Genomic DNA, 16,381 nt, shown 5'->3' on the forward strand with positions numbered 1-16,381 from the left:
AGCGGCTAACAAAATAGCGTAGCGTCCCTGGGGCAAGGAGGCGCAACGTAGCAGCAGGGTTTGTGTTAGCGGCTCTAGATCAGGCCCCGCGCTCAGGGCAGCCAGCTGGCCAGCGGCGTCAGGTCCAGATGCTGTTCCAGCATGTCGGCCAGCCGTTCGATGTGCGCCTCACGGATGGCCGGGTAGTCCAGTGGCTGCGGTGCGGCCAGCCCGGCCCATGCCAGCAGCGCGGTCAGGCTTTGCGGCTGATCAAACACCCCGTGCAGATAGGTGGCCAGAATCTGGCCATCGGCGCTGATGGCACCGTCGCAGCGGCCACCCTCCAGCTGTACTGCCGGGCGTTCCAGCGCCGCGCCCGTGCTCACCCCCATGTGGATTTCGTAGCCGCTCACCGCGGCACCATCCAGCGTCAGCTGGCCGTTCACCCGTGTCAGTTGCTTGTGCGCAGCCAACGTGGTTTCCATTTCCAGCCAGCCCAGGCCCGCACTGCTGCCCGCCTCGCCTTCCAGCCCCAACGGGTCGTGCAGCTGCTGGCCCAGCATTTGCAGGCCGCCACAGATGCCAATCAGCTTGCCGCCATAGCGCAGGTGACGGGCAATGGCGGCCTCCCAGCCGGCGGCGCGCAAGCTGGCCAGATCGGCCCGCACGCTTTTACTGCCAGGCAGGATGATCAAATCAGCCGGTGGCAAGGGCTGGCCGGGCTTGACCAGCAGCAGTTCCACCTGCGGATGCAGGCGCAGCGGGTCGAAATCGGTGTGATTACTGATACGCGGCAGCACCGGCACCACCACCCGCAGCGTCTGCTGCGCGGCTGCCGCACCTTGCGGGCGGTTCAGCGCCAGGCTGTCTTCCGCCTCGATATGCAGGCCGTTGAGATAAGGCAGCACGCCCAGCACCGGCTTGCCGGTACGCTGCTCCACCCACTCCACGCCAGATTGCAGCAAGGCCGGATCGCCACGGAAGCGGTTGATCACCAGCCCCACCACCCGCGCGCGTTCGCTGTCGGACAGCAATTCCAGCGTACCCACCAGATGGGCAAACACCCCGCCGCGTTCGATGTCCGCCACCAGCACCACCGGGCAGTCCACCGCCTCGGCAAAGCCCATATTGGCGATATCGCCCTCGCGCAGATTGATTTCCGCCGGGCTGCCCGCACCCTCCACCACAATGCACTGGTATTGGCTGGCGAGACGGGCATGCGACTGCAGCACGGCCTGCATCGCCACCGGCTTGTAGGCGTGATAGGACACCGCGTCCATATTGCCCACGGCATGGCCCTGGATGATCAGCTGGGAGCCGGTGTTGCTATTGGGTTTGAGCAGCACCGGGTTCATGTCGGTGTGCGGCTCCACGCCGCAGGCCAGCGCCTGCACCGCTTGCGAGCGGCCAATCTCGCCGCCGTCCACCGTCACCGCACTGTTCAGCGCCATGTTCTGCGGCTTGAACGGGGCCACGCGCAGCCCACGCCGTGCCAGCAGACGGCAAAAGCCGGTGGCAAAGGTGCTCTTGCCGGCATCCGAAGTGGTGCCCTGAATCATGATGGTTTTGGCAGACATGCAATTCTCCGGCGCGCAATTTTTCGGGAAGACCCCTAGAATGTCGCTTTTTCAACGGTAGGGCGGCGCGGCAAACGGCTGCCCCGAAGCCGGCGATTATATAGGCGCGTGACGTGATTTCAGCTGTTTTTCTGTTATTGGCCGTCGTGCTGGACCGCCTGCTGGGCGAGCCACGGCGCTGGCATCCGCTAGTGGGCTATGGCTATCTGGTGCGCAAGGTGGAGCATGCACTTTACCCGGCTAACGCCCAGACGGAGCCGGTGTGGCGCATGCGCCTGCGCGGCGTGCTGGGCATCAGCCTGTTGCTGCTGCCGCTGACCGGCCTCGCCTGCGTACTGGCGCGGCTGCCGTGGCTGGGCCAGCTGGCCTCGGTCTTGTTGCTGTATCTGGCCATTGGCGCACAAAGCCTGCGCGAACATGCCCAGGCGGTGCTGGATGCGCTGCGCGCTGGCGACTTGCCGCTGGCCCGTTACAAGGTGTCGATGATCGTCAGCCGCAACACCAGCGAACTGGACGAAACTGCCGTGGCGCGCGCCACCATCGAATCGGTGCTGGAAAACGGCAGCGATGCCATTTTTGCCGCCGTGTTCTGGTTTTTGCTGCTGGGCGCACCGGGCGTGGTGCTGTACCGCGCCGCCAATACCCTGGACGCCATGTGGGGCTACCGCAACGAACGCTTTTTGCACTTTGGCTGGGCTGCCGCGCGCTTTGACGATGTGCTGAACCTGATCCCAGCCCGCCTCACCGCGCTGACTTACATCCTGCTGGGCCACACCCGCCAGGGTTGGCAATGCTGGCGCGCCCAGGCCCCCAGCTGGTACAGCCCCAATGCCGGCCCGGTGATGGCAGCCGGTGCCGGGGCGCTGGGTGTGCTGCTGGGCGGTGCCGCCAGCTATCACGGCAAATTGAAACAACGCCCTACCCTGGGCCTGCAACGCCCGCCAGTGGCCGAGGACATCGCCCGCGCCATCGCCCTGGTACAGCGCAGCCTGTGGCTATGGGTGGTGCTGGCCTTGCTGGCTGGCTTGCTGAACTGGAGTCTTACTCATGCTTGAACACGGTGGTGGCATCCTGCGTGCCGCAGCGCAATACGGCATTGCGGTGGAAAACTGGCTGGACCTGTCCACCGGGCTGAATCCGCAAGGCTGGCCAGTGCCGGCCAGCAGCCCGCGCAGCTGGCAGCGCCTGCCGGAAGATAATGACGGACTGGAACAAGCCGCAGCGGATTACTACGGCAGCCCCTTGCTGCTGCCGGTAGCCGGCTCGCAGCCGGCCATCCAGCTGCTGCCGACGCTGCGCCAGCCCTGCCGGGTGGGCATGCTGCCACTGTGCTATGCCGAACACCCCTGGCACTGGGAGCAACATGGCCACACGCTGAGCCGCCATGCGCCGGAAGATATCGATGGCGCCATCGAGCAGCTGGACGTACTGCTGCTGTGCCACCCCAACAACCCCACCGGCACCACCTTTGCCCGCGAACAGCTACAGGACTGGCGCACCCGGCTGGCCAGCCGCGGCGGCTGGCTGATCATCGACGAAGCCTTCATGGATGCCACTCCCCAGCATAGCCTGCTGGATGAGGTGGGGCTGCCGGGGCTGATCGTGCTGCGTTCCATCGGTAAGTTCTTTGGCCTCGCCGGCGCGCGGGTGGGCTTTGTCTTTGCCTGGCCGGCCCTCCTGCAACAGCTGGCCGAAGCCATCGGCCCGTGGAGCATCAACGGCCCGGCACGCGAGGTGGTGAAGCTGGCCTTGCAGGACCACGCCTGGCAACAGGCGATGCGCGGGCAGCTGGCCACAGACAGTCAGCGCCTGCAACAGCTGCTATCCCGCCACGGCCTGCACCCGGCCGGTGGCAGCCTGCTGTTTCAGTGGCTGCACGGGGCGCATTGCCCGGCCTTGTTCGATTTGCTGGCGCGGCGCGGCATCCTGGTGCGCCAGTTTGCCGACGGCCCCAGCCTGCGCCTGGGCTTGCCACCGGACGAAGCCGGCTGGCAGCGGCTGGAAACTGCACTGGCGCAATGGGAAAAGCCTTGAAAATCAGACGGCAGAATTCCCATTTACCCCGTTGTCACGTATTATGCGCGCTTCAATGACGGTGCCCCGCCAGGGGTGAAACGGGAATGCGGTGAGACACCGCAGCTGCCCCCGCAACTGTAAGCGACGAGTCCGCATCACGATGCCACCGGGGCCAACCGGGAAGGCGATGCCGGGTAAAGAAGCGCGAGCCAGGAGACCGGCCGTCATCCGTGTCGACGCAGGCTGAATCCGGGCGGGGTGTACCGGGGGAATGCACCGTGCCGCCCATCGCCGGCGCGCCGTGCCCTCGCCTGCGGCGACCTATCGTTAGCTGAGGGCCGCCATGAATTCATCCAGCCAGCCGTTACCGGCACGCCACCCTTCCCTGCCGGAATGCCGCCGATGAGACAGCACTATCGCCATGTGCTGATGTGCACCGGTCCGCGCTGCACCGAAAACGGCCAGCAGGCCGAGGCCATGTTCAAGCAACTGGGCCAGGCCATTGACGCCTGCGACGGCCTGAAGGTGAAACGCACCCGCAGCCATTGTTTTGCTGTGTGCAAGGAAGGCCCCATCATGGTGGTCTACCCGGAGGGCGTGTGGTATCGCAAGGTGAATACCAGCGCAGTACAGCGCATTGTCAGCGAGCACCTGCAAGGCGGCACACCAGTGGAACCCCTGATTTTCCATCGCCTGGGCACGGGCGATGTCAGCACGGAAAGCCCGCAATGACGCATGACAATACTGGCGGCATCGTGCTGCTCAGCCATGCTGGTACCGACCTCACCGCGCTGGGCCGTGTGCACTGGCCGCAGGATTTCAGCCCGGTGTCAGGCATTGCCCTGCAACAGATCGCCGATGAAAACCACATGCAGCAACTGCTGGACGGCCCGCTGGCCAGCGCCCGCATCCTGCTGCTGCGCGTGCTGGGCAGGGTGCAGGCCATTCCCGCTTTCGATGCCCTGCGCCAGCAAGCGCTGGCACGGCGTCAGGCCTTGATCATCCTCAGTGGCACCGGCGAGCCGGACCCGGAACTGGCCGCACTCAGCACCGTGCCACCTGCCATCCAGCAGGATGCCAATGCCTATCTGCAAGCCGGTGGCAGCAGCAATATGGCGCAGCTGATGCGCTATCTGTCCGATCGCCTGCTCTTGACCGGCCACGGCTATACGCCGCCAGCCGCACTGCCAGAACACGGCCTGTATCACCCGGAACTGTCCGACGGCTGCAGCCTGGATGACTGGTGTACCATCCGCCAGCCCGGCTGGCCCACGGTGGCCATCAGCTTCTACCGCGCCCACTGGCTGAGCGGCAACACCCGCTTTATCGACCTGCTGGTAGACATGCTTGCCGAGCGGCAGATCAACGCGCTGCCGCTGTTTACCTCCTCGCTGCGCAGCCAGGACGACAGCGGCCTGCCTGCCGCGCTGCAATTGCTGCGCGACCCACGTGCCGGCCAGCCCTGCGTGCTGATCAACACCACATCGTTTGCCATTGGCGAAGTGAATGCCGAGGGCAGCACCCAGGCCAGCTGGGCGGTGGAAGCCTTCGAACAGCTGGACATCCCGGTGCTGCAAGCCATCACCAGCAGCATGACCCAGGCGCAGTGGGAGCAATCCGAACGCGGGCTGAACCCGCTGGATACCGCCATGAATGTGGCGCTGCCGGAATTCGACGGCCGCATCATCGGCGTGCCGGTATCCTTCAAGCCGGAAGACCCGGCCAGCAGCGACTACCAGCCACTGCCGGACCGCATGCGCCGCCTGGCAGGCATTGCCGCCCGGCTGGCGCGGCTGAAGCACACCCCGGCTGCCGACAAGCGCGTCGCCTTCATCTTCACCAACTCCAACAGCAAGGCCTCGCAAGTGGGCAATGCGGTGGGGCTGGACTCCGCCGCCTCGCTGTATGCGCTGTTGCAGGCGATGCAGGCCAATGGCTATCGCATCGGCACCCTGCCGGACAGCAGCGACGCGCTGATGCACAGCCTGATCGACCGTGGCTGCTACGACACCGACTACCTGAGCGCCGATCAACTGCGCCAGGCCATCGCCCGCGTGCCGCTGGCGCGCTACCAACAATGGTTTGCCGAACTGCCCACCCCGCTGCAACAACGCATGCTGGAACGCTGGGGCGCAGCACCCGGCACGGCTTATGTCGATGGCGACCAGCTGGTGTTTGCCGGCATGGAACTGGGCAATGCCTTTGTCGCGCTGCAACCACCGCGTGGCTATGGCATGGACCCGGACGCCATCTATCACACGCCGGACCTGCCGCCCACCCATCACTACTACGCGCTGTACTGCTGGCTGCGCGACGAATGGCAGGCCGACGCCATTGTCCACGTGGGCAAGCACGGCACGCTGGAATGGCTGCCGGGCAAGGGCGTGGGCGTATCGGAGCACTGCTTCCCCGACGCGCTGCTGGGCGACATGCCCATGTTCTACCCCTTCATCCTGAACGATCCGGGCGAAGGCTCGCAGGCCAAGCGCCGCGCCCATTCGGTGATCATCGACCACCTGACCCCGCCGATGACCACCGCCGACACCTACGGCCCGCTGGCCCAGCTTACCCAGCTGGTGGACGAGTACTACCAGGTGGAAATGCTGGACCCGAACAAGCTGCCGCTGTTGCAACAGCAAATCTGGGACCTGATCAAGGAAGCGAAGCTGGATAGCGACCTGGCCGCCATGCTGGGGCACGACCATCACCATGCTGAGCATGAACACGCTCACCATCATCACGACCACCATGACGAACATGATCATGACCATGCCCACCCGCACCCACCCAAGGCAGCACAAGCGGGCTACCGCCTGAGCCAGCCAGCCAAAGCCGGGAAAGCGACGCCAGCCAAAGCAGCCGGCATGCAGTTCCGCCCGGTGGCCAAGGGCGCGGCACACGGCCATGGCGCGCATGATCATCACCAGCATGACCATGGACATCACCACCATGGGCATGGCCACGATCACCATCAGCATGGTCATGCACACGGCCATCACCATGACCATGACGGTCATACACACGATCACGGCCACGACCATGCCCACGAATGGGACGCCACGCTGAATGCCGACGGCGTGCCGCTGACGCTGGCCAAGATGGAGGGCGTGGACGTGGCCCACCTGATCGAGGACATCGACGGCTATCTGTGCGAGCTGGGCGCGGCGCAAATCCGCGACGGCCTGCACATTCTCGGCCAGGCTCCGCAAGGCGAGGCGCTGATCGACATGCTGTGCGCCCTCACCCGCCTGGCCAATCTGGCCGTACCCAGCCTGCCCGCCAGCGTGGCGCAAGCTCTGGGGGTGAACTGGGAAGCATTGCAGGACGACAAAGGCCGCCGCCTGGAAAACCTGCCCGTCCCGCTGGAAATGAGCAGCCCACAGCTGCTGCACACCCGCAGCGACGCCATCGACCATATCAACCAGCTGGCACGCCAACTGGTGGCACGCTTGCTGGCCCCGGTCAGCTCGCCGCTGCCCGCCATCATTGCCGCCATACTGCCGCAGGCCGGTGACAGCCAGGCCCTGCAACAGGTGCTGACCTATATCCAGCATGCACTGCTGCCCAATCTGGCGCGCACCCACGAAGAAATCGACAACCTGCTGCGTGGTCTGGCCGGTGGGTATGTCCCGGCAGGCCCCAGCGGCGCGCCCACCCGTGGCATGGCGCACATCCTGCCCACCGGACGCAATTTCTACTCGGTGGACCCGCGCGGCCTGCCCTCTCAAGCCGCCTGGCAGGTGGGCAGCCAGCTGGCCAATGAAATGCTGGCGCGCCATCGCAAGGAAACCGGCAGCTATCCGGAATCGGTCAGCATCAGCGTGTGGGGCACCAGCGCCATGCGCACCCATGGCGACGATATTGCCGAAATCCTCGCCCTGCTGGGCGTGCGTCCGCGCTGGCAGGCCGAAAGCCGCCGCGTGGCCGGTATCGAGGTGATTCCGCTCTCCGAGCTGGGCCGCCCGCGCATTGACGTCACGGTGCGCATCAGCGGCTTTTTCCGCGATGCCTTCCCGCAGCTGATTGCGCTGGTGGACGACGCAGTACAGGCGGTGGCCATGCTGGACGAAGCCCCGACGGACAATTATCTGCGCAAACATTATCTGGACGACATGCGCCAGCAGTTGCTGCAAGCCCTGCCCGACCAAGCCGCCGAACCGGCGCTGCTGCGCATCTTCGGCGCCAAGCCCGGCAGCTACGGTGCCGGTATTCTGCCCTTGATCAACGAGCAGAACTGGCAGACCGACGCCGACTTCGCCACCGCCTACCTCAACTGGGGCGGCTATGCCTATGGCCGCCACGTGCAGGGGGCCGATGCGCGCGACGCGCTGCGCCATCGCCTGTCCGGCGTGGAAGTGGCACTGCACAATCAGGACAATCGCGAACACGACATCTTCGACAGCGACGACTACCTGCAATACCACGGCGGCATGATTGCCACCATCCGCAGCCTGACCGGCCGCCAGCCGCGCGCTTTCTTTGGCGACAGCCATAACCCGGACCAGCCGCAAGTGCGCGGGCTGAAGGAAGAAGTGCTGCGCGTGTTCCGCTCGCGCGTGGCCAACCCCAAGTGGATTGCCAGCATCCAGCAGCACGGTTACAAGGGCGGACTGGAACTGACCGCCACCGTGGACTACCTGTTCGGCTACGATGCCACCGCCCATGTGGTGGACGACTGGGTCTACGAGGAACTGGCCGCCCGCTACGCACTGGACCCGGCCATGCAGCAGTTTTTTGCCGACAGCAACCCGTGGGCGCTCAATGCCATCAGCGAACGCCTGCTGGAAGCCGCCCAGCGCCAGCTGTGGCAGCAGCCCAAGCCAGAGACACTGGCCGCACTGCAACAACTGCATCTGAATAGCGAAGCCATGCTGGAAGCGCGTGGCGAACATCCGCAAGGCCGCCCATGAAACAGATTTATCCGTTTGCCGCCATCGTCGGTCAGCAACAACTGAAACAGGCGCTGCTGCTGTGCGCGGTGGACCCGAGCATAGGCGGCGTGCTGATCCGTGGTGACAAGGGCAGTGCCAAGAGCACCGCCGCCCGCGGGCTGGCGGCCATTTTGCCGCCCATCCGCCGCGTGCCCGGCTGTGCCTTCAACTGCGACCCGGCCTCCCCCTTGGCCGAATGCAGCTGCTGTCAGGGCGAACACGCGGTGGCAGAAGATGCCGCCGTGCCCTTCGTCAACCTGCCGCTGGGTGCCAGCGAAGACCGCGTGCTGGGTAGCCTGGACTTTGAACAGGCGCTCAAGCAAGCCCGCCAGGCTTTCAAGCCCGGCCTGCTGGCCAATGCCCACCGTGGCCTGCTGTACATCGACGAAGTAAACCTGCTGGCCGACCACCTGGTGGACGTGCTGCTGGACGTGGCCGCCATGGGCGTCAACACCGTGCAGCGCGAAGGCCTGTCCATCAGCCATCCGGCACGCATCACCTTGCTGGGCACCATGAACCAGGAAGAAGGCGAGCTGCGACCGCAACTCTTGGACCGCTTCGGCCTGATGGTGGACGTAAGCGCCCCGCGCGATGCCGCCATCCGCAGCGAGGTGGTACGCCGCCGTCTGGCTTTCGAAGCCGACCCGCAGGCTTTTGCCGCCCGCTGGCAGGCCGAAAGCAGCGCGCTGCAGGAGCAGATTCGCCAAGCGCAGGCCATGCTGGCCAGTGTCACGGTAAGTGAGCACCTGTTCGACTTCATCAGCCAGCTGTGCTGCGAGTTTGAAGTGGCCAGCCTGCGCGCCGACATCGTGCTGCACAAGGCCGCCCGCGCACTGGCCGCGCTGGATGGCCGGGCGCAGGTCAGTGCCGAAGACATCCGCACCGCCGCCCTGCTGGTGCTACCGCACCGCCGCCGCCGCAAGCCTTTCGAGCAAAGCGGGCTGGATCAGGACAAGCTGGATGAACTGACCCAGCAAGCGCAAAATCCGCCGCCGCCCGCCGGCGCAGCCGATGACAGCGCCGCCACAGAGCAACAGCCGGGCGAGCAGCAAGACACGTCCGCAGACGACGACAAGGACGAGCCATCACAGCCGGACAATGGCGGCGAGCAGCTGTTTGCCGCCCGCGCGCCGCAGGACATCGGCACCATCCGCCTGGCCAGCCACAGCAGCGACAGCGAGGCCAGCGGTCGCCGCAGCACGGTGCTGAATGCACGGCGGGGTCACAGCGTGCGCGCCGTGCCCAGTACCCAGCCGCAGGCACTGGCACTGGACGCCACCCTGCGCCATGCCATCCAGCGCAATCCGGCGGAATTTGCCATCATCCGCGCCGACCTGCACGACAAGGTGAGAACGGCAAAACAGGGCAATCTGATTGTGCTGGTGGTGGACGCCTCCGGCTCCATGGCCGCCCAGCAGCGCATGGAACAAGTAAAGGGCACGGTGCTCAGCCTGCTGCAAGACGCCTACCAGCGCCGCGATCAGATTGCCGTCATCGCCTTCCGTGGCCGGCAGGCCGAGCTGGTGCTGCCGCCCACCCGTCAGGTGGAACAGGCCGAACAGGCGCTGCACGCCCTGCCCACCGGCGGCCGCACCCCGCTGCCGCATGCGCTGCAACTGGCCGCCGCCACGCTGGGCCGTCAGGGTGCGCAGGGCCTGTCACCGCTACTGGTGTTGCTGAGCGACGGCCGTGCCAATGTGGCACTGGGCGAAGACCATGCCGACCCGTGGCAGCAAAGCCTGCAACTGGCGGGCGAGCTGGCCGACGCCGCCATTCCGGCGCTGGTGCTGGATACCGAACAAGCTTATGTCAAGCTGGGCCGCGCCCGCGAGCTGGCGCAGGCCATGCGGGCGGAATACCTGCCGTGCGAGCAGCTGTCCAGCGAACAACTCACCATCACGATTCAGGCGCGGCTGGGCTGATGCCGTCGCGCTGCATAAAGGAATAGACATGATTATCTGCATCGGTGCCGGTCCCGGCGATATCGGTTACCTGCCGCGCCGCTCGGCCGAGCTCATTGCCAACGCCGACGTGGTGGCCGGTTTCAACGCCGTCATCGACGTGGTGCGCCCGCTGATTCCGGACAGCGCCCAGGTCATCCAGATGGGTTACCGCGATCAGGTGGCCCAGCTGGACGAAGTGGCCAAGCTGCACCACGCCGGCAAGAACTGCGTGGTGGTGTTTATGGGCGACATCCACTTCAGCGGCTTCCAGTATCTGGAGCGGGTGGAACGCGCCTGCGGCCACCCGGTGGAAACCATGCCCGGCCTGTCCTCGGCCCAGGTATTGGCCTCGCGCGCCAAAGTGTGTTTTGACGAAACCACCTTCATCACCTTCCACCGCCGTGGCGACCTCACCCCCTTCAAGCGCCATCTGGTGCATGTGCTGCAAGACCAGCGCAATGCCATCGTGATTCCCTGTCCCTGGGACGAAGCGCGCTCCTTCATGCCCTGGCATATCGCCGCCTACCTGCTGGGAAACGGCATTCCGGCCGACCAGCAAGTGGAAGTATGGGAAAACCTCACCCGTGGCGAAGCCGAATGGCACGGCACGCTGGCCGAGTGCGCCGAACACCGCTGCTCGGACATGAGCATCATGCTGATCCGCACCAAAACGCCGATGGCCAGCCAGATCGAGCCCAGCCATCTGCCCACGCCGGAGCAGGCGCAATGAGCACGCAGGACTACAGCATCGTATTGGCAGGCCACGGCAGCCGCGACCCGGCCGGCATCGCCGAATTCATGGCGCTGGTGGACATCATGCGCGAGCGCGCCCCGCAGCGCCGCATCTACCACGGCTTTCTGGAGTTCGCCACGCCCACCATCGACCAGGCGGTGGCAGAAGCGATTGCCGATGGTGCCAAGACGGTGGTGATGACCCCCGGCGTACTGCTGGCCGCCACCCATGCCAAGAACGACATGCCCAGCGAACTGCTGGCGCTGCAACAGCAATACCCGGACACCGCCTTCCACTTTGGCGCGGCGATGGACTTGCACCCGCGCCTGCTGGAGCTGTGCCGCCTGCGCATCATCGAGGCCGAAGCCCGCTCGCCGCGCACCGTGGCGCGTGGCGACAGCTGTCTGGTGGTGGTGGGCCGTGGCACTACCGACCCGGACGCCAACTCGGAAATCGCCAAGCTCACCCGCATGCTGGAAGAAGGCATGGGCTTTGGCAGCTCCTTTGTCTGCTATTCCGGCACCGCCCGCCCGCTGGTGGCCGATGGCCTGAAAGCGGCCAGCTTATTAGGCTTTGAACGCATCGTGGTGCTGCCTTACTTCCTGTTCGATGGCGTGCTGGTCAAGCGCATTTACGGCGCGGTGGACGATCTGGCCGCGCGCTGCCCGGATATCGAAGTGCTGGCTGCGCCTTATCTGGGCGTGCACGAACATGTGGCCGAGGTGTTTCTGGAGCGGGCGCAGGAAGGCGTGGAAGGCCGCGCCAGCATGAACTGTGCGCTATGCAAATACCGGGTGCAGATCATCGGCTTCGAACAGCAAGTAGGCACGCCGCAACAAGGCCATCACGGCAAGGTGCGCGGCCTGCTGGCCAAGGACACCGCCCCTGCCGCAGCGCCCGCCTGGCCGCCTTATGTGCCGCACCCCATCGAGGCGGAAAGCATGCGCATCATCCGCGAGGGACGCGACTGGTCGGCCTTCCCGGCAGAACAGCACACCGCGCTGCACCGTCTGGTGCACACCACCGGCGACTTCAGCAGCGTGGACGAGCTGTTTTTCTCGCCCGGCGCAGCCGCCATCGGCATGCGCGCCCTGCTGCGCTGCCGCCGCATCGTCACCGATGTCACCATGGTGGAAACCGGCCTCAAGCGCGCGGTACTGCAACAGCTGGAAGTGGAAACCTGGTGCGGCGTGCACGACCCGGAAACCTATCTGCTGGCCGAGGCACATGGTCTAACCCGCTCTGCCGCCGGCATCCGCCGCGCCTGGGAGAAGTTTGGCAATGACGTAATCGTCGCCATTGGCGACGCGCCCACCGCCATCATGGAACTGGTACGGCTGGTGCGCGAACACGGCTGGCGACCGCAACTGGTGGTCGGCCTGCCGGTGGGCTTTGTCGGCACCCGTGAATGCAAGGACGCCTTGCGCGGCCTGCTGCAAGTGCCGCGCATCACCAATAGTGGCACCCGTGGCGGCTCGCCGTGGGCGGCCACCGTCGTCAATGCGCTGATGATTGACGCCATCGGCCACGTTTACCAGCAGCAACAGGCGGCACAAGAGGCATGAGCCATGAACGGCGCGTTCCCTACGACCTGACGGTGCCGGCCCCCAACGGCCTGCGCCGCGGTCGCACCACCGGCAGCTGTGCCACGGCGGCAGTAAAAGCCGCGCTGGCCTGTCTGCTGGACGGGGTGCGCGCCAGCGAAGTGGACATCAGCCTGCCCGACCCGGACTACTACCTCAGCGTACCCATCCAGGCGGTAGACCTGCTGGATGCACACACCGCGCGCGCCGAAGTACTGAAAGACGGTGGCGACGACCCGGACAACACCCACGGTGCCACCATCTTTGCCGAGGTGCGGCGCAATGGCAGCGGCCAGCTGCGTTTTATCGCCGCCGAAGGCGTGGGCACCGTCACCCTGCCCGGCCTGCGCATTCCACCGGGCGAACCAGCCATCAACCCGGTACCACGGCAGATGATGCAGTGGGCGGTGGCCGAGGTGCTGGCTGGCCGGGCCGACCCCGGTTTTGACCTGGCTATCGGCTGCGTGGAGGGCGGGCGCATTGCCAAGCGCACCTTCAACCCCATGCTGGGCATCGTCGGTGGCATTTCCATCCTGGGCACCAGTGGCATTGTCGAGCCGATGTCGCTGGCAGCGTGGATGGCTTCCATCGAGGTGTATATCCGCGTGGCGCTGGGCGATTTGCCTGCCGCCATCGCCTTCACCCCCGGCAAGATAGGCCGTGGCTACGCCGCCGACGTACTGGGCCTGCCGAAAAAGCAGGTGGTGCAGATTGCCAACTTTGTCGGCAGCTCGCTGGAACAGGCCGAGGCCATCCTGCAGGAACAAGGCCGCGAGCTGGACACGCTATGGGTGCTGGGCCACCCCGGCAAGCTGGCCAAGCTGCTGGACCCCACGGTATGGGACACCCACTCCGGCAAAAGCGGCATGGCCATGGGCGATGTGGCGCAACTGGCAGCAGAACTGGGCCTGAGCATGGCGCTGGTACAGGCCATCCGCCAGGCCAATACGGTGGAAAACATCGTGCAAATATTGCAAGGCCATCCGCAGGCACAAGCCTTCTGGATGGAGATAGAACAGCGGGTATCCACCCGCATGCACAGCCGACTGCCCAGCGCCCGCCGCGTGGCAGTGCGGCTGTTCAGCATGGACGGCACGCCGCTGGGCGCAGCCGCCGGAGACACACATGAGTGAACTGGGACATTTCATTGGCGTGGGCGTAGGCCCGGGCCAGGCCGGGCTGATACCGGTGGCTGCGCTGCAGGCATTGCAGCAGGCCGACATCATCTACCTGCCGCGCGCGCGTGGCAGCGAGCAATCGGTGGCACAGCAATGTCTGGCCGGCCTGCCCGTCGACGCCAGCAAATTCCGTGACGTGGAATTCATCATGGACCCGGACCGCAGCCTGCTGGCCGACCACTACGCCGCGCTGGCCGCCAGCGTGGCTGCCGAGCTGGAGCAAGGCCGCAATGTGGCCTATCTCACCATCGGCGACAGCATGACCTACTCCACCTACGGTTATTTGCTGGCCGCGCTGCGCGAACGCCTGCCCGGCCTGGCCCACACCACCTTCCCCGGCGTCACCAGCTTTGCCGCCACCGCCTCGGCGCTGTCCTGGCCGCTGGGCGAAGGCAAGGAACGCATGCTGATTCTGCCCTGCCCGGACGACATGGCCGCACTGGAAGCGGACATCGCCAGCCACGACATCGTGGTGCTGATGAAAATCGGCCAGCGCCTGCCGGACGTGCTGGCCCTGCTGGCGCGGCTGGGCATTGCCCAGTATTGCGCCTTCGCCCGCCGCATCGGCCTGAGCGATGAAATCCTGTGTCCCGATGTCAGCCAGCTGGACGCCTCGGCCAGCGGTTATCTGGCCACCATGCTGATCCGCCGACAGGCGAGAGAGAAACGTCATTCATGAAAGTCTATTTCATTGGTGCCGGCCCCGGCGCCGCCGATCTGATCACCCTGCGCGGCGCGCGCCTGCTGGGTAGCTGCGGCATGGTGCTGTACGCCGGTTCGCTGGTGCCCACCGACATGCTGCAGCATTGCAGTGAAGGTGCCGAAATCCTCGACACCGCCGAACTGTCGCTGGACCAGCAGGAAGACTGCTACCGCCGCGCGCAGGCCGCCAATATCGACGTGGCGCGGCTGCACTCCGGCGACCCGGCCATTTACGGCGCCACCGCCGAACAAATGCGCCGGCTGGAAGCGCTGGGTATCGAGTATGAAATCGTCCCCGGCGTGTCGTCCTTTACCGCCGCTGCGGCAGCACTGGGCAGCGAACTGACCCGCCCGGCCATCTCGCAGTCCATCATCCTCACCCGCGTCTCTGGCCGTGCCAGCGCGGTGCCGGAGCTGGAATCCATCGCCCGCTTTGCCGAACACCAGGCCACCATGTGCATCTTCCTGTCCGGCCAGCGGCTGAAATACACCGTGGCGGACCTGCTGCTGCACTACCCGCCGGACACTCCGGTGGCACTGGTGCGCCGCGCCAGCTGGCCGGACCAGTCCATCCACCGCAGCACGCTGGGCACGCTGCTGGAACAGGTCAAACAGAAAGACTGGCTGCTCACCACCCTGCTGCTGGTGGGCGCCGCGCTGTCGCGCGAAGGCGGAGTGGAATCCAGCCTGTACGCCGCTGGTTTCACCCATATCTTCCGCGATGGCAGCGACCGCAAAACCCCGCGCCCGAGCAAGCGCAAGCCGGAACTGCCAGCACAATCGGAACAGGACCCGGAGCAGCAAGCCTCGTGAGCCACACCGCCATCTGGACAGTACGCGCATCGGCACTGCCGCTGGCGCAGCAACTGGCCCGCGCGCTGGATGCCACCGTCTACCAGCCCTGGCAACAGCCGAATGACAACGCGCGCCAGCAGTTTGCCGCCGTTTTCCACCAGCACCGCCAATGGGTATTGCTGATGGCCAGCGGCATTGCCGTGCGCTATCTGGATGGCCTGCCGCAAAGCAAACTCACCGACCCGGCCGTGGTGGTTCTGGACGAAGCCGCGCGCTTTGCCATTCCGCTATTGTCCGGCCACGAAGGCGGTGCCAATGTGCTGGCCTACCACGTCGCCCGCCTGACCGGTGCCACTCCGGCTATTACCACGGCGACAGAAGCACTCAAGCCGCTGACGCTGGGCATAGGCTGCCGCCGTGGCAAAAGTGCGGAGACCATCGAACAGGCCGTGTTGCAGGCACTGGCCGGACGCAGCCTCAGCGAAGTGCGCGAGGTAGCCACCATAGACCTGAAGGCCGATGAAACCGGCCTGCTGGAATTCTGCGCCCGTCACGCGCTGCCCTTGCGGGTGATTGCCCGTGCCGACGTCGCCGCCCGTGGCTGGACCGGCCAGCCCTCCGCCTGGGTGCAGCAGAACGTGGGCGTGGACGGGGTGTGCGAACCCTGCGCGCTGATTGCCAGCCCACGTGGGCGGCTGCTGCTGCCGAAGATGGCGCGTGAAGGGGTGACGGTAGCGGTGGTGGAGGATGGGTTTGCTGATTTTGGCGTAGATGGATGAGGGATTTGTATCCGCGAAGGGTGGCTCTTGAGACACAAAGGGCAAGCATCCGCTTACGCGGATGATGGTTTAAGTGCCGCTTCCGCGCGGCGGACGGGAAAGAGAGCTTGTGTGGCCAAGCCCTCCGTCACCTCCAAGGCCACCCCGGCAAGCATGGCCTGCGGC

12 protein-coding genes and 1 riboswitch are annotated in these 16,381 nt (G+C 65.8%); of the genes, 11 read left to right on the plus strand and 1 reads right to left on the minus strand.

All coding sequences use genetic code 11. The annotated features are described in order from the left end of the window. Positions 1–92: 92 nt before the first annotated feature. Complete coding sequence (locus tag EAY64_RS19735; RefSeq protein ID WP_103526423.1) at positions 93–1,556, minus strand: cobyric acid synthase; 1,464 nt, start codon at positions 1,554–1,556, stop codon at positions 93–95. A 113-nt stretch (positions 1,557–1,669) separates the two neighbouring features. On the opposite strand from EAY64_RS19735, the gene cbiB reads away from it, so the two are divergent. The 11 genes from cbiB to EAY64_RS19790 all read left to right on the plus strand — a co-directional run bounded on the left by cbiB (position 1,670) and on the right by EAY64_RS19790 (position 16,216). After that, positions 1,670–2,611: an adenosylcobinamide-phosphate synthase CbiB gene (cbiB, locus tag EAY64_RS19740; RefSeq protein WP_103526425.1), complete on the plus strand. Its 942-nt coding sequence runs from the start codon at positions 1,670–1,672 to the stop codon at positions 2,609–2,611. After that, entirely contained in the window at positions 2,604–3,590 is a 987-nt protein-coding gene (gene cobD, locus EAY64_RS19745; RefSeq protein WP_103526426.1) for a threonine-phosphate decarboxylase CobD, read from the plus strand. Before cbiB ends, cobD begins: the two co-directional genes overlap by 8 nt. Positions 3,591–3,632: 42 nt before the next feature. Next, a riboswitch (cobalamin riboswitch) is annotated at positions 3,633–3,812 on the plus strand. A gap of 162 nt (positions 3,813–3,974) precedes the next feature. Then, complete coding sequence (locus tag EAY64_RS19750; RefSeq protein ID WP_103526428.1) at positions 3,975–4,304, plus strand: (2Fe-2S) ferredoxin domain-containing protein; 330 nt, start codon at positions 3,975–3,977, stop codon at positions 4,302–4,304. Then, a complete protein-coding gene (locus EAY64_RS19755) occupies positions 4,301–8,482 on the plus strand; it encodes a cobaltochelatase subunit CobN (RefSeq protein ID WP_103526430.1) in 4,182 nt (1,393 codons plus the stop codon). The genes EAY64_RS19750 and EAY64_RS19755 overlap by 4 nt, the downstream gene beginning before the upstream one ends. After that, the gene (locus tag EAY64_RS19760; protein ID WP_103526432.1) at positions 8,479–10,425 is read left to right on the plus strand and encodes a putative cobaltochelatase; all 1,947 of its coding nucleotides are present in this window, start codon (positions 8,479–8,481) and stop codon (positions 10,423–10,425) included. Before EAY64_RS19755 ends, EAY64_RS19760 begins: the two co-directional genes overlap by 4 nt. Further along, entirely contained in the window at positions 10,310–11,176 is an 867-nt protein-coding gene (locus EAY64_RS19765) for a cobalt-precorrin-7 (C(5))-methyltransferase (RefSeq protein WP_226034132.1), read from the plus strand. Before EAY64_RS19760 ends, EAY64_RS19765 begins: the two co-directional genes overlap by 116 nt. Next, a complete protein-coding gene (locus EAY64_RS19770) occupies positions 11,173–12,744 on the plus strand; it encodes a precorrin-8X methylmutase (protein ID WP_103526436.1) in 1,572 nt (523 codons plus the stop codon). Before EAY64_RS19765 ends, EAY64_RS19770 begins: the two co-directional genes overlap by 4 nt. After that, on the plus strand, positions 12,741–13,895 hold the full coding sequence (gene cbiD / locus EAY64_RS19775; protein ID WP_103526437.1) for a cobalt-precorrin-5B (C(1))-methyltransferase CbiD: 1,155 nt from the start codon (positions 12,741–12,743) through the stop codon (positions 13,893–13,895). Before EAY64_RS19770 ends, cbiD begins: the two co-directional genes overlap by 4 nt. Beyond that, entirely contained in the window at positions 13,888–14,619 is a 732-nt protein-coding gene (gene cobI, locus EAY64_RS19780; protein WP_103526439.1) for a precorrin-2 C(20)-methyltransferase, read from the plus strand. Before cbiD ends, cobI begins: the two co-directional genes overlap by 8 nt. Then, entirely contained in the window at positions 14,616–15,455 is an 840-nt protein-coding gene (cobM, locus tag EAY64_RS19785) for a precorrin-4 C(11)-methyltransferase (RefSeq protein ID WP_103526441.1), read from the plus strand. The genes cobI and cobM overlap by 4 nt, the downstream gene beginning before the upstream one ends. Beyond that, complete coding sequence (locus EAY64_RS19790; protein WP_103526443.1) at positions 15,452–16,216, plus strand: cobalamin biosynthesis protein; 765 nt, start codon at positions 15,452–15,454, stop codon at positions 16,214–16,216. Before cobM ends, EAY64_RS19790 begins: the two co-directional genes overlap by 4 nt. Positions 16,217–16,381: the final 165 nt, after the last annotated feature.

It is taken from the genome of Aquitalea palustris, from assembly GCF_003693445.1.
GTDB classification, from domain to species: domain Bacteria; phylum Pseudomonadota; class Gammaproteobacteria; order Burkholderiales; family Chromobacteriaceae; genus Aquitalea; species Aquitalea palustris.